Raw genomic sequence first — 16,599 nt, 5'->3', positions numbered from 1 at the left:
CTCAGCCCGCGCGTGCGCCCGTGTCCGCGCCCGCGGCGGCCTCGACGATGCGCACCCCGGTCTCTCGCAGTCGCGCGAGCGAGGTCGCGTCGGCCTCGGCGTCGAGCACGAGTCCGGTGACCGCGTCGAGCGGCAGCACCTGGAACGCGGAGGCGGCGCCCACCTTCTCGGCGCTGCCCAGCGCGTAGGTCTCGGCCGCCCGCGAGACGAGCACGCGCTTCATCGCGGCCTCGTCGGCGTCGCCGGTCGTGAGCCCGGTCGTCGGGTTGATGCCCGTGACGCCGAGGAGGAAGAGGTCGGCGTTGATGCGGTTGGCCGCCTCGACGGCCGCGGAGCCCGACGCGACCGCGGAGTGCTTGAAGAGGCGCCCGCCGATCAGGATCACCTCTGCGGCGTGCTCGAGCAGCGCGACCGCGATCGTCGGGCTGTGCGTGACGATCGTGCATTGCAGCGAGCGCGAGAGGTGCTCGACCACCGCGAGGTTCGTCGTGCCGCCGTCGAGGATCACCGTGCAACCGGGCTGCACCAGCGCGGCGGCGGCCGCGGCGACCCGGCCCTTGCTGCCGGAGGCGATCGCGGTGCGTGCGGCGTAGTCGGCGACGGCCGGCGATCCCGGAACCGCTCCGCCGTAGACGCGCGTGAGCAGGCCCTCGGCGGCGAGTTCGCGCAGGTCGCGGCGGATGCTGTCTTCGGAGAGGCCGAGTTCGAGCGCGATCTCCTTGGCGACGATGCGCCGGTCGCGGTCGAGTCGGTCGAGCAGGAGCTCCCGTCGAGTCGCCGTCAGCATTCGCACTCCTTCACGTTGTTGCACGTTTCTACACATTCTGCACTATCCTGCAGAACATGACCACTTCGATGATGATCCTGATCGCCGGCCCCTACGCCTCGGGCACCGGCGGCGACCCCGCCCTCATGCAGCAGAACCTCGAACGCCTCGAAGCAGCCGCCTGGCCGCTCTTCCAGGCCGGCCACGTGCCGATGATCGGCGAGTGGGTCGCGCTGCCCGTGCTCGCGAGCGCCGGCGCCAGCGGGCCGACCGACCCGCTCGCCGAGCAGGTCATGTACCCGACCGCCGAACGCCTGCTGCAGCGCTGCGACGCCGTGCTGCGCCTGCCGGGCGAATCCCGCGGCGCCGACCAGGACGTCGCCATCGCCCGCTCGCGCGACCTGCCGGTGTACTTCAGCCTCGCCGAGGTGCCGGGCGTCGGCGACGTGCTCGCCGCCTGAGCGCGCCGCGAGTCGATCCCCATGGTCGGCTCCGGTCAGGACCCGGCGGGCACCTCGTCGAGCATCGCCAGCGAGCGATCCCACAGCTCGCGGGCGAGGTCGGCGTCGTCGGCGCGACGGCTCGCCCGCGCGGGCTTCGACTTCGCGAAGTAGCGGCCCGTCGGGTAGTCGACGCCGGGCTCGCCCTCGGCGAGGTGCACGAGCGTCTCGGCGCCCTGCTCGGGCGAGGCGAGCACGAGGTCGCGCAGCCGCCAGCGGTACAGCCCCGACATGCCGGAGCCGTGCTCGGCCGAGAAGTTCGTGGCGATCGCGCCCGGATGGAACGCCGTCGACGTCACGCCCTCGTCGCCGTGGCGCCGCTCGAGCTCCTTCGTGAAGAGGATCTGGGCCAGCTTCGCGTTGCCGTAGGCGCGCACCGGCCGATAGCGGCGCTCGGACTCGAGGTCGTCGATGTCGAACCGCGCGAACAGCCGGTTGGCGAGGCTCGAGGTGTTGACGACCGTGGCCCGCGAGGCGACGAGCGTCGGCATGAGCTCCTGCGTGAGCAGGAACGGTGCGAGGTAGTTCACCTGGAACGTCGTCTCGTGCCCGTCGCGGGTCACGGTGCGCTCCTTGCCGAACACGCCGCCGGCGTTGTTCGCGAGCACGTCGATGTGCGGATGCCGCGTCGCGAGGTCTGCGGCGAGCTCGCGCACCGAGGCCAGGTCGGCGAAGTCGACGAGGTGGTGCGGGGCGCCGAGTTCGTCGGCGAGCGCCTGCGTCTTCTGCGGCGAGCGCCCGACGAGCACGACGTGGTGGCCGTCTGCACTGAGCCTGCGGGCCGCGGCGCGCCCGATGCCGTCGCTTGCGCCGGTGATGACGATGACCTTCTGCGCCACGCTGCCTCCTGGGGGTGAGAGGCCCAGCCTAGGCGCACCGGTCACGCCGATCAGTCACGCAGACCGGTCACGCCGACCGCTCACCTCGACGGCGAACTCGGAGGTGATGCGCCAGCGGTCCGCGTCGCGGCGCAGCCCGATCGTGGTCTCGAGGGTCAGGTGCACGCGCCGCCCCCTGAGCACGCGGTACGACACGCGTTCGATCGTGCGGCACGTCGCCCGGTCGCCGGCGAGCTCCACCGCCTCGATGCGCGCCGACCAGCGGATGCGGCCCTGCAGCAGCTCGAACCACTCCCAGATGCGCACGGCGTCGCGGCTCGCGTCGGCGATCCGCGTGACGGGCGGGGTCGTGCCGATCACGGGCGCGCCCGGCACGTATCGGGCGGCGAGCCAGTCGGCGTCCCTCGCGCGCATCGCCGCGGCGCGCTTGGACGCGATCCAGCTGATCTCCGCGACGTCGATGCGGTGCTCGCGGGCGAGGTCGGGCGGCAGGTCGGTGTGCTTCGTCATATCCCCACGACGAACGCCGAGGCCGTGAATCGACCCGTTCGTCGACATCCACGAAAGATCGGTTCCCCGGATGCCGCGGTGCGACACTGGGTCGATGCGCCGACGCCCGAACCACCGCCCGACCCGGCCGCTCACCGTCATCCGCTCGATCGCCAGGTGGCTGCTCGCCGGCCTGCTCGTCTTCGCGGGACTCTCGCACCTGTTCTGGGCCCGCAGGGGCTACCGCATCGTGGTGCCCGACTGGGTCGAGCAGGTCGCGCCGATCGACAAGGACGGCGTGGTCGTCGCGTCGGGTGCCGCCGAGGTGCTGCTCGGCGTCGCCGTCGTCGCCCTGCCGCGCGAGCGCCGTCGCATCGGCGCGATGATCGCGGCGTTCTTCGTCGCCGTGTTCCCCGGCAACGTGCACCAGTGGCGCACCGGACGCCCGGCGCCGCTCATGCGCACCGATCGGGCGCGGTTCATCCGCCTGTTCCTGCAGCCCGTGCTCGTCGCGTGGGCGCTCTGGAGCACCGCGCCCGACCGCGCACGGCGTCGCGGCTGAGCTGCGGATGTCGCGCCGGGTCAGTTCTCGGGCCGCGGCCGGGCGAGGATGCCGCCGACGAACCCGAGCACGCAACCGATCCAGATGAGGAAGAGCCCGAGCCCGAGCGGCGGCACGAACGCGGCGACCGCGAGGAAGATCAGCCAGGCCACCGTCACGAGCACGATGAGCACGGCGCTCACCCGGGTGAGCCTGCCCGACTTGCCGATCATGCCGAGGAGCATGAGCGCGCCGAACAGGATCACCCACACGCGGATCGGCGGCTCCGAGAGCGTGATGTCGCCGAGGTTCAGCTGGCCGCGCACGAGCGCGCCGATGAGGTCGACCGAGGGCAGGAACGGCGGGAAGTTCGCGAACCACTCGGCGAACGCCCCGATGAGCACGAGCAGGCCGCCGATCGTCACGAGGATGCGACTGGTCACGGGCCGCCGATCCGCGCTCGCCTGCGTGAGCGCCGCGTCGGCCTCGATCGAGTGCACGCCGTCGGTCGCGATCACGCGGAACCGGCGGGTCGCCGACTCCGACGGTTCTGGCCGCGGGGCGTCGACGACGAGCCGCGACACGACCCCCTGACCAGGCGGGACGACGAGCTCCGCTGGCGTGAACGTGAGTCGGGCCGTGCCGTCCTCCGACGCGCCCTCGAGGCGGACTCCGAGCGGATCCACGCCGCGACGGTTGTCGACGGTCACCTGGAACACCGCCTGGCGTTCGTTGACGACGAGCTGCGACGGCGGATCGAGGCGGATCGCCGCGGTGAGGATCGGCTCGGGCGGTGACGTGAGCTCGACCGTGGCGGCGGCCTCGACATCCTGCACGCCGTCGGAGGCGACGACCGAGAACGGATACTGCACGGTGCCGCCGCGCGGAGGAGCCGGCGCCGCGAGCCGCCCGCGCACGTGCGCGACCGCTCCGGGCTCGAGCACCACCTGCGCCGAGCTGAACGCGAAGCCGATCGCGCGCCCTGGGTCGCGCCCGGCGAGCGACAGCGTCACCTGCTTGTGCCCGCCCCGGTGGTCGAGGAGCACGTCGAAGTCGGCGGTGTTGCCGCGGTCGACGCGCAGCGAGCTGGGTTCGATGCGCACGCGCACGGGCGCGTCCACCGGCTCGGCCGCGGTGCGCTGCACGAGCGTCAACGGCACGGCGGCGCGACCGGCGTCGTTGCCCGCCTCCACGGTGATCTGGCGGCTGAGCTCGCGGCCCGGCTCGGGCTCCGGGGCCGTGAACGACACCTCGAGCTCGACCACTTGGCCGGGCGGCACCGTGACGACGTCGGGCGCGAACGCGAAGCGCACGACACCCTCCGCGTCGGCGGCGGTGAGGCGAACCGTCTGCGGGAAGTTCGCCGCGCGGTTGTCGAGGCGCACGCTGAACTCGCCCGCGGCGTGGTCCTCGAGCCGGATGAGGCTCGGCCGCACCTCGAGCGTCGCGCTCGGACCGAGCGGCGGCACCGTGAGCTGCAACGCGACCTCGACGCTGCGGTCGGGGTCCGCCTGCGAGGAGACCCGGAACGTCAGCGCGACCCGCTGCGCGAGCACGAGCACGTCGGCGCGCAGTCCGAGCTCGAGCGGCACCGCGAGCTCCTGGTCGGGCATGAGGTGCGTGTCCCCGTGCGAGAACTCGAGCCACTGCGGCGGGGAGACCGGCTCGATCGCGTAGCCGTCGACGATCGACGACGGGTTCGTGAGCCGCAGCACGACCGTGACCGGCGCACCCGGGCCGACCGTCGCCTCGATGATGTCGAGCACCGCCTCCGGCGCCTCGATGCGAGCGGATGCCGCGGGGTGCGGCTGCGTCGTCGACGACGGCGCCGACGGTCCGGGGGCGGATGCCTCCGGCACGGGCTTCGTCGCACCCGGCTGTGTTGCGGCGGCCGCCCCTGCTGCGGCGCCGGTCGCGGCGATCGGGGTCGTGGCCGCGGCTCCGGTCTCCGCGGTGGCGGTCTCCGCGGTCGCCGCCTTGGCGGCTGTGGTCGCACCCGGTGCGGCTCCGGCATCCGTCCCCTGCGCCGTCTCGGTCGGAGCGGGGGTCGGCGTCGGGGCTGGGCCTGCGGCTGCGGCGTCGGCGTCGGCGTCGGCGACCGCCGGATCGATGACCGTCGGAATGGTGCCGGTGAGCGGTTCGCCGTCGAGGGTCGCAGCGCCGGAGTCCCATCCGAGGTACGCGTCGCAGACACGGCAGAAGCGTGCGGACGGCTCGTTGGCCTCCCCGCACACCTCGCAGACCCGCACCGCCATCGACGCTCCCCCGCGCTCGGACGTTTCCCCGCGCTCGGACCGGGCGGTCCCCCGCGCACGTCGAAGGTAGCGCCGCCGCCCGCTCGCGGCCAGTGGCCTGCCCGAAAAGGTACGCAGGAGTGCCCGGATTCAGGCGATCGCGCGCGGATCAGGCCGGATGCGCTGCGAACGGCCTGACCCGCGCACGTCTGCCTGACGCGAAGGCGTCCGCCCGCGGCATCCGCACCGCTCGATGCCGCCACGTCAACCCCCGGGCGGCCCGGACGCGAGCGTGCCTACGATGCAGCGCATACCCCCGCGATGATTGGAGCACCGGATGACCCTGGCACGCGACCTCATGACCCCCGACGTGACCTGCGTGAAGGAGGATCAGACGCTCGTCGAGGCGGCCAGGATGCTGCGCGACCTCGACGTCGGCGCGCTGCCCATCTGCGGCAACGACGACCGGCTGAAGGGCATGCTCACCGACCGCGACATCGTGGTGAAGTGCCTCGCCGACGGCGGCGACCCCGCCACCGTGACCGCCGGAAGCCTCGGCGAGGGCAAGCCCGTGACGATCGGCGCCGACGACGACATCCGCGAGGCGCTGGAGACGATGCAGCAGCACCAGGTGCGCCGCCTTCCGGTGATCGACGGGCACGACCTCGTCGGCATCATCAGCCAGGCCGACATCGCCCTCTCGCTCTCGGCGACCGAGACCGCCGAGACGGTGGCGGAGATCTCGGAGGACTGAGGGCCGCGCCAGGTGCGCCGCGGGCATCCCGCCGCGCCGCGGGCATCCCGCCGCGCCGCGCCGCGCCGCCGAGCGGTCAGGATCTGCTGTCTCGTGCCGGCCCAGAGCAGCAGAACGTGACCACTCGGCGGACCTCACCAGCGTGTCGGCGCCGCCCGGCGTCAGGCCGACTCGCGCACCACGAGCTCGGTCGGCAGGGTCATGCGGCCGGCCGGCCGGCCGTCGAACACGTCGAGCAGCATGCGCACCATCTCGTGCGCGATGCGGTCGAAGGGCTGGCGCATGGTCGTCAGCTGGGGGTCGAGGCGAGTCGCGATGGGGGCGTCGTCGAAGCCGGCGACGGCGACGTCGTCTGGCACGCGACGCCCGCGGGCCTTGAGCACGTCGAGCGCGCCGGCCGCCATCATGTCGTTCGCGGCGAAGACGGCGTCGAGGTCGGGCGCCTGCTCGAGCAGGAGCTCCATGGCGCGTGCGCCGCTCGAGCGCGAGTAGTCGCCGAACGCGACGTACCGCTCGTCGTATTCGGAGCCGAGCTCCTCGCGATAGCCCTCGAGCCGGCCGACGCCGCCCGAGGTGTCCTGCGGTCCGGTGATCGTCGCGACGCGCTCGCGGCCCTGCGCGCGCAGGTACGACACGACGTCGCGCGCGCCGTCGCGGTCGTCGGCCGAGACGAAGCCGATGCGGCGCTCGTAGCCGAGCGGCACGCCGCACGAGACGACCGGAACCTCGGCCTCGACGAGGCGCTTGAGGAACCCCTCGCGTCCGCGGTGCGACGAGACGAGCAGGGCGCCGTCGACGTGGCCGCCCATGATGAAGTCGGTCGCACGCCGCTGCTCGTCGTCGGATCCGGCCATGAGCAGCACGAGCGGCAGGTCGCGCTCGGCGAGTGCATCGGCCGCCGAGCGCATGAGCACCGAGAAGTTCGGGTCCTCGAACAGGCGGTCGTGCGACTCGGTGAGCAGGAACGCCACCGAGTTCGCTCGAGCGGTGGCGAGGTTTCGGGCGTGCGGGTTGATGCGGTAGCCCGTGCGCTTGATGGCCTGCTCGACCGCCTCGCGCGCGGGCGGGCTCACCCAGTGCCCGCCGTTGAGCACGCGCGACACGGTGCCCCGCGAGACGCCGGACTCGCGCGCGACATCCTCGATGGTCGGTCGCCGCTTCGGCGCGTGCTCGCTCACGTGGCCAGTGTAGGTGCGGCCGGTGCCCGAACGCCCGCCACCCGAACGGGCGGCTGGGCCCGGCACTCGCGCCGCGGCATCCGCCCCGCCGTCGGGCGCCGGCCCCGCGGCATCCGCTCGGCTCACGCCTTGACCGCGCCGGCGGCGAGGTCGACCCGCCAGTACCGCTGCAGCACGAGGAACAGCGCGATGAGCGGCACGATCGACAGCAGCGCGCCCGTGATGACGAGCGTGTACATCGACGGCAGCGACGCGCCCTGGTTGAGCAGGCCCGAGAGGCCGACGGTGATCGGGAACAGCCGGTCGTCGCCGAGCATGATGTACGGCAGCATGAAGTTGTTCCACACCGCGACGAACTGGAAGAGGAAGATCGTCACGAGTCCCGGCCCCATCATGGGCAGGGCGATGCGGTGGAAGATGAACAGCTCGCGGGCACCCTCGGTGCGCGCCGACTCGATGATGTCGGTCGGCACGGCGGCGGCCGCGTAGATACGCGCGAGGTAGATGCCGTAGGGGCTGATCAACTGCGGCAGCAGCACCGACCAGTACGTGTTCGTGAGGCCGACCTGCGCGAGCAGGAGGTACTGCGGGATCGCGAGGATCACGCCGGGCACGAGCACGCCCATGAGCAGGATGCGGAACACCGTGGCCTTGCCGGGGAACACGTACTTCGCGAGCGCGTAGCCCGACAGCGCCGAGATGTACGTCGAGATCACGGCGCCGACGCCGGCGTAGAGGGCGGTGTTCAGCATCCACCGCCAGTACAGGCCGTCGCGGTAGGCCGTGAGGTCGACGATGTTGTCCCAGAGGTGCGTCGACGGCGCGAACGTGAACGTCGAGAACAGCTCCGAGGCGTCCTTCGTCGAGGCGATGAGCACCCAGGCGACGGGCAGCAGGCAGTAGACGGCGCCGAGCAGCAGCACGGCGGTCGAGCCGACGGCCACGGGCACGCGCGAGTCCTTCGGGGCGCGTCGCCCGGCGCTGCCGGCGAGGTCGGGCACGAGGGCGGCCCTGGTCTCGGTGGTGACGGACATGGTTCAGTCCTCCTGACCGAAGGCGCGTCGCTGCACGACGCGGAGGAAGAGGAACGAGATCGCGAAGGTCGCGAGCGCGATGATGATCGAGGTGGCCGCGGCGGAGTAGATGTCGTCGCGCGTGAACGCATCGCGGTAGACGAACATGAGCGGCGACCAGCTCGTCGAGAGGCTGTTCGTGAGCGGACGCAGCGTGGTGGGCTCGGCGAAGACCTGGAGCGTCGCGATCATCGAGAACAGCGCGGTCATGATGAGCGCCGGCATGATGATCGGCACCTTGATGCGCCACGCGATCTGCACCTCGGATGCGCCGTCGATGCGCGCGGCCTCGTAGATGTCGCTCGGCACCGCCTTGAGCGAGGTGTACATCACGATCATGTTGAAGCCGACGCCGCCCCACAGCCCGATGTTCGCGATCGCGAAGATCACGAGCCCCGGCGAGAGCAGCGACGGAACGTCGTCCCAGCCGAGTTGTTCGAAGATCCAGTAGAACGGGCTCACGGCCGGCAGGTAGAGGAAGCCCCAGAGCAGCGACGAGATGACCGCAGGCACCGCGTAGGGCAGGAAGATCGAGACCCGGCTGAATCCCTTCGCGCCGGTGCGGCGGGCGTCGAGCAGCAGCGCGAAGAGCAGCGCGAGGCCGAGCATGGTCGGCACGAGGATGAGCCCGTAGAGCAGCACGCGGCCGACGCTCGCCAGGAACTCGGGGTCCGAGAAGGTCGCGACGTAGTTCTCGAGGCCCGCGAACTCGCGGGTGCGCGAGTCGCCGCCGAGGCCGAGTCCCTTCACCTGCTCCTTCTGGAACGACAGCACGAACGTGTACAGGATCGGCGCGGCCATGAACACCGTGAAGAGCGTGATGCCGGGAGCGAGCATCAGCCACGGCGTGAGCGCCCCCTTCGCACGACGCTTCGGGCTGCGCTCGGCACGCGGATGCCGCGGGGCCGGCGTGGCCGGCGGGGTGTCGCCGCGAGGGGCGTCGACCGTGGCGGTCATGGTTCGGGTCCTTCCTGGGTGGAACGGGCGGGCGGATGCCGGTCGAGGGCCGCCGGTCGAGTAGCGAAGCGTATCGAGACCTCTGCGCATGGTCTGGTCTCGATACGGCGCTGGCGCGCCTACTCGACCGGCGGAACCGGCGGACCGGCTACTCGGAGACCGCGAAGCCGCCGGCCTTCAGGTCGTCGATCGTCGTCTTCTGCATCGCGGTGACCGCGGCGAGGAACGCGTCGACGGTCTTCGCCTCGGCCGCCTTCGCGAACTCGTCGTTGTACGCGCTGAACGCGACGTTGACGTTGGGTCCGTAGGTGAACGGCGCGACGGCCTGTGCCGCCTCGGCGGCGACGTCGTAGAAGTCGGGCTGGTTGCTGAAGAACTCGGGCGCCTCGGTGAGCACGGATGCCGCGGCATCCGTCGCTGCGGGGTAGATGCCGGTCTGCTCGACGAGCGAGGCGACGGCCTCGGGGTCGGTGTTCAGCCAGGTCGCGAACTCGGTCGCGGCGTCGACGTTCTCGGACTGCGAGGTGACGGCCGTGGACGATCCGCCCCAGTTGCCGTTGGAGACGTCGCCGTCCCACGTGGGCAGGGTCGCGGCCTCCCAGAGGCCGGCCGTGTCGGGGGCGTTGCCCGAGAGCACGCCGGGGCCCCAGACGGCGCCGAGCCAGCCGACCTGGGTGCCGTCGTTGAGTCCGGCGTTCCACTCGGGCGTGTACATCGGCTTGTTGTCGATCGCGCCTTCGGCGACGAGTCCGCCCCAGTACGAGGCGACCGTCTGCGTGGGCTCCTCGTCGATGCCGACGCCCCAGCTGTCGCCGTCGATCGACCACCACTCGGCCTTCGCCTGCTGCGAGAGGCCGGCGAACCAGCCGGCGTCGTTGGCCGAGAAGGTGCCGAGGTACTTGGTGGGGTCTGCGGCGTGCAGCGCACGTGCGGTCTCGGCGTACTCGTCCCACGTGGTGGGCACGGTGAGGCCGTACTGCTCGAACAGGTCGGCGCGGTAGAAGAACATCATGGGGCCGGTGTCCTGCGGCACGGCGTACACGGCGTCGCCACCGAGCGTGACGGACTGCCAGACCCCGTCGGGGAACTGGCCGGCCACGTCGTCGCCGACGGATCCGGCGATGTCGGCGAGCGCGTCGGAGGCGACGAGCGTCGGGATCTTCTGGTACTCGGCCTGGATCAGGTCGGGTGCGCCGCTGCCGGCCTTGATCGCGGTCAGGAGCTTGGTGATGGCGGGGTCGCCGCCGTCCTGCTTGTTGACGGTGACCTGGATCTCGGGGTGCTCGGAGTTCCAGAGGTCGACGACCTTGTCGAGGTTGGGCGCCCAGGCCCAGTAGGTGAGCTCGATCGGGTCGTCGGCGGTGCCCTCCGATGCGCTGTCGGCCGAGCAGCCGGTCAAGATGAGCGCGGCGGCGGCGATGGCGGCGACCGCACCCGTACGGATTGTGGAACGCATTCGTCCTCCTTGTCGAAAGCTGTGATTGCGGATGCCCCGTGGGGCCCGCGCGACCAGAAGGACGTCAGCGTGCCTGTGAGCGATCCCAGTAATACACAGCCAGCTATTGACTGTCAACTCTCGTATTCGTGATGTTGCAGAGCGGGATTGCTGTGCTAGAACTGTGAGCGCACACAGATTCGAGGGAGAATGCCCATGCCTTTGCAGACCGCGCGGTTCACCGTGGCGCACGAGCCGTGGGCCGAGCCGCTCACGCGCCCCGCGATGGGCACCGAGGTCGACCGGCACGAGCGCATCTCGCTCACGAACCGCTACGTCGAGCAGCGCGGCGTGCCCGTGATCCCGGTCTCGGGCGAGCTGCACTACAGCCGCATCCCCCGCGCGGAGTGGAGCGAGCGCCTGCGCCTCATGCGCGCGGGCGGCGTGACGGTCGTCGCCTCGTACCTCATCTGGAACCACCACGAGCCCGTGCAGGGCGAGATCAGCTTCGAGGGCCACCTCGACGCGGCCGCCTTCGTGCGCACGGCGGCCGACGCCGGCCTCGACGTCGTGCTGCGCATCGGCCCGTGGATCCACGGCGAGACCCGCAACGGCGGGTTCCCCGATTGGGTGCAGCAGGCGCCGGTCGCCCACCGCACCGACGACCCCGGCTACCTCGCGCTCGTCGAGCCCTGGTTCGCCGCGCTCGGCGAGCAGCTGGCGCCGCTCTGCGGTCCGTCGAGCAACGTCATCGCGATCCAACTCGACAACGAGCTCTACGACCAGCCCGGCCACCTCACCACGCTCAAGGCGATCGCGCGCCGGCACGGGCTCGTCGCCCCGATCTACACGGCCACCGCCTGGGGTGGCGCCGAGCTGCCCGACGGCGAGGTGCTCCCCCTCTACGGCGGCTACGGCGACGGCTTCTGGGTCGACGCCGACCACGACTGGGACACGACGTTCCGCGAGCACTTCTTCTTCTCCCACACGTGGGACGACCCCGGCATCGGCGCCGACCTGCGCGCGCACCCCGGCATCGGCCGCCGCCCCGAGACGCCGCGCCTGCCCTCGGCCTCCTTCCCGGCCGCGACCTGCGAGCTCGGCGGCGGCATGGCGACCGCCTACCACCGGCGCCCGCTGCTCGGCGGCGCCGACATCGCGGCCGTCGCCAACACCAAGATCGGCAACGGCTCGGGCTGGCAGGGCTACTACATGTACGCCGGCGGCATGAACCCGGCACCCGGCCTGCAGGAGTCGCACGCGACCGACTACCCCAACGACCTTCCCGAGTTCGACTACGACTTCCATGCGCCGATCGGTGCGGCGGGGCGCCTCGGCCCGAGCCACGCCGCGCTCCGCCGCCAGCACGCGTTCCTCGCCGCGTTCGGCGACCGGCTCGCCCCCATGCCCTCGACCCTGCCGGCGCACCACCCGACGAACGTCGACGACACCGAGACGCTGCGCTGGGCATTGCGCAGCGACGGGGCATCCGGCTGGCTGTTCATCACCTGGCAGCAGCCGCACGTGCCGCTCGCGCCCGTGCACGACGTGCAGTTCGAGGTGGCGCTCGTCCGCACCCGCACATCCGAGTCCACTGGTCCGGATGCCGCGGCGGCGCCGCTCGGCGACGACGACGCACGTGCCGGCTCGCTCGTGCTGCCGCACGAACCCGTCACCGTCGCGCCCGGCACCATCGCCCGCTGGCCGCTGCACCTCGAGCTCGGCGGCGTGCACCTCGACTGGGCGACCGCGTCACCGCTCACGGTGCTGCCCGCCACCGGCCCCGCGCTCGGCGCCGACGGCCCGCTCGACGCGCTGCCGCCGACCCTCGTGCTCGTCGCCGAGGCCGGCATCCCCGTCGAGCTCGCGACGGCGGCCGAGCTGCTCGGCGTGTTCGCCGCCGAGCCGCCCGCTGAGGCCGCGGGCGCCACCTCGGACGTCGCCTCACCGGCCCCCGGCATCCTGCGCGTCGACGCCTCGCAGCCGCTGCGCGTCGAACTCGCGCAGGGCGACGGCCGGCTCACGGTGCTCGTGCTGCCCGCGGCATCCGCCGACGACGTGTGGGTGCTGGAGGCGAGCGGCGACCGCCGGCTCGCGCTCTCGGCCGACGCCCTGTTCGAGAGCGCCGACGGCTGGATCGCCGCCCGCGCCGCCGAGCGCCCCGAGGTGCGAGAGTACCTGCCGCTGCTCGGGCGGTTCGAGCCGCTCGTCGTGGCGGCCGAGGCCGACGGCTCGCCGGGGAGCGCCGGGAGCGCTACGGGCACCGCCTCGGGCACCGGCTCGGGCACCGGCTCGGGCACCGGCTCGGGCGGGCGCGTCGCGACCGGCGCCCCGACCCCCGGCGAGGCCCCGCCCGCGAGCTTCGGCGAGCGCCACGGACGCGCCTCGGCACCCTCGAGGGCCGAGGTCGCACGACACGGCACGGCGTGGACGTTCTGGCTGCCCGAGCGCGGCAGTGCGAGCCGCACCCTCGAGATCGAGTGGGCCGGCGACGTCGCCCGCCTCGAGGTCGACGGCCTCGTCGTCGCCGATCGCTTCTGGGACGGCACGACCTGGATCATCGGACTCGACGCCCTCGACCTCGCACCCGACTCGGAGCTGACGCTGCGCATCGTGCCGCTGCACGCCGCGGCATCCGTGCACCTGCCCGAGGGCGCCGCCACCCGACGCGCCGCTGCCGCGACCGAAGCACCCGGCGCACCGCTCGTCTCGCTCGGGTCCGTGCGACTCGTCGAGGCCCCGCTCTGGCTGGAACAGCCGTGAGCTGACCCGCACCACCGACCCCACCAGCACCATCAGCACCACCCGCGCCCCGCCCGACCGGACGGAGCGCGAAACCGCAGCGCCGCGGCATCCGCTCTCCTCATGACGGGCCGACCCGCGGGCCGCCGTCTGAGAGGAGTGGCACCATGTGGAACCGAACGACGAGAGGGCGCGGAGGCGTCGCGGTCGCCGCGGCGCTCGGCATCGCCCTGACCGGGGCGGCGCTGACGCCCGCGGCGTGGGCGGCCGACGCCGCGAACGGAACAGCCGACGACGGCCCGGTCGACGCCGGCATCTTCGTGCAGAAGGTCGACGGGCTCTCGCCCGACTTCGTGAACGGCGTCGACGTGTCGTCGGTGCTCTCGCTCGAGGAGAGCGGGGTGGTGTTCCGGGATGCCGCTGGGCAGCCGGCCGACCTGTTCGACGTGCTCGCCGACAGCGGCGTGAACACCGTGCGCATCCGCGTGTGGAACGACCCGTTCGACGCCTCGGGTCGCGGCTACGGCGGCGGCAACGTCGATGCGGCGCGCGCCGTCGAGATCGGCGAGCGCGCGACCTCCGCGGGTCTCAGCGTGCTCGTGGACTTCCACTACTCGGACTTCTGGGCCGACCCCGCCCGCCAGCTCGCGCCCAAGGCGTGGGCCGGGCTCGACGCACCTGCGCTCGAGACGGCGCTGCACGACTACACGGCCGAGACGCTGCAGTCCTTCGAGGACGCGGGCGTCGACGTGACGATGGTGCAGGTCGGCAATGAGACGAACAACGCCATCGCCGGGTACACGCGCGCGGGCACCGCGATCGACGAGACGTTCGCCGACCTGATCCAGGCCGGCAGCAGCGCGGTGCGCGAGGTGCTGCCCGACGCGCTCGTGGCCGTGCACTTCACGAACCCCGAGACGCCGAACCGGTATGCGACCTACGCCGCCGGCCTCGCGCAGTTCGGCGTCGACTACGACGTGTTCGCAAGCTCGTACTACCCGTACTGGCACGGCACGACGGCGAACCTCACCGCGGCGCTGACCCAGGTCGCGACGACCTACGGCAAGCAGGTCATGGTCGCCGAGACGTCATGGGCGCACACCCTCGACGACGGCGACGGATACGCCAACGTCATCGGGTCGGGAACGATCACCGACCAGTACCCGGCGAGCGTGCAGGGCCAGGCGACCGAACTCCGCGACGTGATCGCAGCCGTCTCGGCCGTGGGCTCGGCGGGCGTCGGCGTCTTCTACTGGGAGCCCGCGTGGGTTCCGGTCGGGCCGGCGACGGATGCCGCGGCGAACGCCGTGCTCTGGGAACGCGACGGATCGGGATGGGCCACCTCGGCCGCATCCGACTACGACCCCGTGCACGTCGGCGAGTTCCACGGCGGATCCGCGTGGGACAACCAGGCCCTCTTCGGCTTCGACGGGACGGCACTCGAGTCGCTGCGCACGTTCGAGTACGCGCGCACGGGTGCGGTCGCGCCGCGCGTGATCACGCAGGTCGGCGCGGTCGAGGTCACCGCGACCGACGGCTCGCCCGTCGTGCTGCCGTCGACCCTCGACGTGTCGTACAACGACGGCACGGTCGAGCACCCCGCCGTGACGTGGAGCAGCGCCCTGTCGTGGATCCGCGGTCCGGGCGAGTACGCGATCCCGGGCACGACCGCCTCCGGGCTGAAGGTCACGGCGACGGTCACCGTGCTCGCGAAGAACTTCGTGGTGGACCACAGCTTCGAGGCCGCCGACCACGGCGCATGGACCTTCGGCGGATATGCATGGCCGAACCCGACGTCGGATGCCCCCGACGGCGGCACCGCCGTGACCTTCTGGAACGGTTCCGCGTACCAGGCCTCGGCGACCCAGACCATCACGGGCGTGCCCGCCGGAACCTACTCGCTGCAGGCGACGACGCAGGGCACGAACAGCCCGGCCACCGACTCGCGCGTGCTCTCGGCGACGACCTCGGCCGGCACGTGGAGCGCCCCGATGCAGTTCACAGCGTGGAACGAGTTCCACACCGCGACTGCGCCCTCGGTCGTCGTCGGCAGCGACGGGGTCGTCACCGTCTCGGCCGTGTTCTCGCTGAGCGGCGGGGCATGGGGCGTGTTCGACGACGTGCGACTCGTGCGCGTCGAGCCCGCCACGACCGTGCGCACGAAGCTGCTCGACGTCGCCCTCGCGGGCGCGGCGCGCCTCGATCGCGACCGGTTCACCGCGGCATCCGTCGCCAGGCTCGACGACGCGGTCGCCGTGGGCGAGGTCGTGCTCGCGGGGTCGCGCGCCACCCAGCGCGACGTCGTGCTCGCGACCGCCGTCATCGCGAAGGCGGTGCTGCAGCTGAAGCGGGTGAAGTAGGCGGCGCCGGCGCGGCGGGCGCTCGGCACCCGTCGCGCGGCCCCCTTCGCGCGGCCCCCCTTCGCGCGGCCCCCTTCGCGCCGCGCCGCGCCATCCCGCCGAGTGGTCACCATCTGCTGCCCTGCACCCGCCTGGACCAGCAGAACGTGACCGCTCGGCGTACTCCATCAGCGTGTCGGAGGCGCGACGTAGGCTCGGAATCGACGGAAGGATCCTCGATGACCGACCACGCAGCATCCGCCACCACCGACCGCACGACCGTCGAACCGTTCGCGTTCGACCCCGAGAACGATGTGCACGCCCGCGCGCTCTCGCGCCTCGCGAGCGAGCGCATCGCGTGGCTCGGCACGACGAGTCGCAGCGGCTACCCGCACGCGGTGCCGGTGTGGTTCCTCTGGCATGACGGCGCCGTCGTGATCCTGAGCGAGCCGAGCGCGGTCAAGGTGCGCAACGCGACCCGCGACGGGCGCGTGCTCGTGCACCTCGAGTCCGGCCACGACGAAGAGCAGCTCACCGTGTTGCAGGGCACCGCCGAGGTGCTGGGCGAGGCCGCGACCTCGTGGCTGCCGGCGATCGGCGAGGCCTACCTCGCGAAGTACGAGCACGACCTGCCGCCGCTGAAGCTCACGCTCGAGTCGATGGCGGCGAAGTACAGCACGATCATCCGCGTCACCCCCGAGAAGCTCATCGCCTGGTGAGCCGACGAGCGGATGCCTCGGCGCGATGCCGCG

Annotated in this window: 14 protein-coding genes; 6 read left to right on the top strand and 8 right to left on the bottom strand. The window is 72.3% G+C overall.

Features of this window, described 5'->3' with window-relative positions:
* Position 1: 1 nt before the first annotated feature.
* The gene (locus tag ASE68_RS16275) at positions 2–787 is read right to left on the bottom strand and encodes a DeoR/GlpR family DNA-binding transcription regulator (protein ID WP_055862121.1); all 786 of its coding nucleotides are present in this window, start codon (positions 785–787) and stop codon (positions 2–4) included.
* A 56-nt stretch (positions 788–843) separates the two neighbouring features.
* On the opposite strand from ASE68_RS16275, the gene ASE68_RS16270 reads away from it, so the two are divergent.
* Positions 844–1,227, top strand: a complete 384-nt coding sequence (locus ASE68_RS16270) for a DUF4406 domain-containing protein (RefSeq protein ID WP_235481050.1) — start codon at positions 844–846, stop codon at positions 1,225–1,227.
* A gap of 35 nt (positions 1,228–1,262) precedes the next feature.
* On the opposite strand, the gene ASE68_RS16265 is transcribed toward ASE68_RS16270, so the two are convergent.
* On the bottom strand, positions 1,263–2,105 hold the full coding sequence (locus ASE68_RS16265; protein WP_055862116.1) for an SDR family NAD(P)-dependent oxidoreductase: 843 nt from the start codon (positions 2,103–2,105) through the stop codon (positions 1,263–1,265).
* A gap of 54 nt (positions 2,106–2,159) precedes the next feature.
* The gene (locus ASE68_RS16260) at positions 2,160–2,615 is read right to left on the bottom strand and encodes a nuclear transport factor 2 family protein (protein ID WP_055862113.1); all 456 of its coding nucleotides are present in this window, start codon (positions 2,613–2,615) and stop codon (positions 2,160–2,162) included.
* Between the two features lie 94 nt (positions 2,616–2,709).
* On the opposite strand from ASE68_RS16260, the gene ASE68_RS16255 reads away from it, so the two are divergent.
* Positions 2,710–3,156 carry a hypothetical protein gene (locus tag ASE68_RS16255; protein WP_055862110.1) on the top strand — a complete coding sequence of 149 codons (447 nt, stop codon included), beginning with the start codon at positions 2,710–2,712 and terminating at the stop codon, positions 3,154–3,156.
* A 20-nt stretch (positions 3,157–3,176) separates the two neighbouring features.
* Here the strand turns inward: ASE68_RS16255 and ASE68_RS16250 are convergent, their stop codons facing one another.
* Positions 3,177–5,390 carry a hypothetical protein gene (locus tag ASE68_RS16250; RefSeq protein ID WP_055862108.1) on the bottom strand — a complete coding sequence of 738 codons (2,214 nt, stop codon included), beginning with the start codon at positions 5,388–5,390 and terminating at the stop codon, positions 3,177–3,179.
* Positions 5,391–5,706: 316 nt separating this feature from the next.
* Here ASE68_RS16250 and ASE68_RS16245 point away from each other — a divergent pair, with 316 nt between their 5' ends.
* Positions 5,707–6,123 carry a CBS domain-containing protein gene (locus tag ASE68_RS16245; RefSeq protein WP_055862105.1) on the top strand — a complete coding sequence of 139 codons (417 nt, stop codon included), beginning with the start codon at positions 5,707–5,709 and terminating at the stop codon, positions 6,121–6,123.
* Between the two features lie 161 nt (positions 6,124–6,284).
* On the opposite strand, the gene ASE68_RS16240 is transcribed toward ASE68_RS16245, so the two are convergent.
* From ASE68_RS16240 to ASE68_RS16225, 4 genes are all read right to left on the bottom strand, one after another.
* The gene (locus ASE68_RS16240) at positions 6,285–7,301 is read right to left on the bottom strand and encodes a LacI family DNA-binding transcriptional regulator (RefSeq protein WP_055862102.1); all 1,017 of its coding nucleotides are present in this window, start codon (positions 7,299–7,301) and stop codon (positions 6,285–6,287) included.
* Positions 7,302–7,423: 122 nt separating this feature from the next.
* Positions 7,424–8,335 carry a carbohydrate ABC transporter permease gene (locus tag ASE68_RS16235; RefSeq protein ID WP_055862099.1) on the bottom strand — a complete coding sequence of 304 codons (912 nt, stop codon included), beginning with the start codon at positions 8,333–8,335 and terminating at the stop codon, positions 7,424–7,426.
* Between the two features lie 3 nt (positions 8,336–8,338).
* Entirely contained in the window at positions 8,339–9,331 is a 993-nt protein-coding gene (locus tag ASE68_RS16230; RefSeq protein ID WP_082462424.1) for a carbohydrate ABC transporter permease, read from the bottom strand.
* Between the two features lie 148 nt (positions 9,332–9,479).
* On the bottom strand, positions 9,480–10,787 hold the full coding sequence (locus tag ASE68_RS16225; RefSeq protein ID WP_055862095.1) for an ABC transporter substrate-binding protein: 1,308 nt from the start codon (positions 10,785–10,787) through the stop codon (positions 9,480–9,482).
* A gap of 195 nt (positions 10,788–10,982) precedes the next feature.
* On the opposite strand from ASE68_RS16225, the gene ASE68_RS16220 reads away from it, so the two are divergent.
* The 3 genes from ASE68_RS16220 (at position 10,983) to ASE68_RS16210 (ending at position 16,566) form a co-directional block, all read left to right on the top strand.
* A complete protein-coding gene (locus ASE68_RS16220) occupies positions 10,983–13,529 on the top strand; it encodes a beta-galactosidase (protein WP_162238291.1) in 2,547 nt (848 codons plus the stop codon).
* Between the two features lie 146 nt (positions 13,530–13,675).
* Positions 13,676–15,868 (top strand): glycosyl hydrolase 53 family protein, encoded by a 2,193-nt coding sequence (locus tag ASE68_RS16215; protein ID WP_082462423.1) that lies wholly within the window; start codon positions 13,676–13,678, stop codon positions 15,866–15,868.
* A gap of 218 nt (positions 15,869–16,086) precedes the next feature.
* Positions 16,087–16,566 (top strand): pyridoxamine 5'-phosphate oxidase family protein, encoded by a 480-nt coding sequence (locus tag ASE68_RS16210; RefSeq protein WP_055862088.1) that lies wholly within the window; start codon positions 16,087–16,089, stop codon positions 16,564–16,566.
* Positions 16,567–16,599 lie beyond the last annotated feature (33 nt).

It is taken from the genome of Agromyces sp. Leaf222, assembly GCF_001421565.1.
In the GTDB taxonomy this organism is placed as follows: Bacteria; Actinomycetota; Actinomycetes; order Actinomycetales; family Microbacteriaceae; genus Agromyces.
Note: the sequence above shows the minus strand (reverse complement) of the source record. Positions and strands in the feature narration are given on the sequence as shown.

What these genes read in the sequence shown, in the direction of transcription:
- ASE68_RS16245 (WP_055862105.1), top strand. Translation starts at nt 5,707, where the DNA reads ATGACCCTGGCACGCGACCTCATGACCCCCGACGTGACCTGCGTGAAG.
- ASE68_RS16260 (WP_055862113.1), bottom strand. Translation starts at nt 2,615, where the DNA reads ATGACGAAGCACACCGACCTGCCGCCCGACCTCGCCCGCGAGCACCGC.
- ASE68_RS16235 (WP_055862099.1), bottom strand. Translation starts at nt 8,335, where the DNA reads ATGTCCGTCACCACCGAGACCAGGGCCGCCCTCGTGCCCGACCTCGCC.
- ASE68_RS16225 (WP_055862095.1), bottom strand. Translation starts at nt 10,787, where the DNA reads ATGCGTTCCACAATCCGTACGGGTGCGGTCGCCGCCATCGCCGCCGCC.
- ASE68_RS16220 (WP_162238291.1), top strand. Translation starts at nt 10,983, where the DNA reads ATGCCTTTGCAGACCGCGCGGTTCACCGTGGCGCACGAGCCGTGGGCC.
- ASE68_RS16230 (WP_082462424.1), bottom strand. Translation starts at nt 9,331, where the DNA reads ATGACCGCCACGGTCGACGCCCCTCGCGGCGACACCCCGCCGGCCACG.
- ASE68_RS16275 (WP_055862121.1), bottom strand. Translation starts at nt 787, where the DNA reads ATGCTGACGGCGACTCGACGGGAGCTCCTGCTCGACCGACTCGACCGC.
- ASE68_RS16255 (WP_055862110.1), top strand. Translation starts at nt 2,710, where the DNA reads ATGCGCCGACGCCCGAACCACCGCCCGACCCGGCCGCTCACCGTCATC.
- ASE68_RS16250 (WP_055862108.1), bottom strand. Translation starts at nt 5,390, where the DNA reads ATGGCGGTGCGGGTCTGCGAGGTGTGCGGGGAGGCCAACGAGCCGTCC.
- ASE68_RS16210 (WP_055862088.1), top strand. Translation starts at nt 16,087, where the DNA reads ATGACCGACCACGCAGCATCCGCCACCACCGACCGCACGACCGTCGAA.
- ASE68_RS16270 (WP_235481050.1), top strand. Translation starts at nt 844, where the DNA reads ATGACCACTTCGATGATGATCCTGATCGCCGGCCCCTACGCCTCGGGC.
- ASE68_RS16215 (WP_082462423.1), top strand. Translation starts at nt 13,676, where the DNA reads ATGTGGAACCGAACGACGAGAGGGCGCGGAGGCGTCGCGGTCGCCGCG.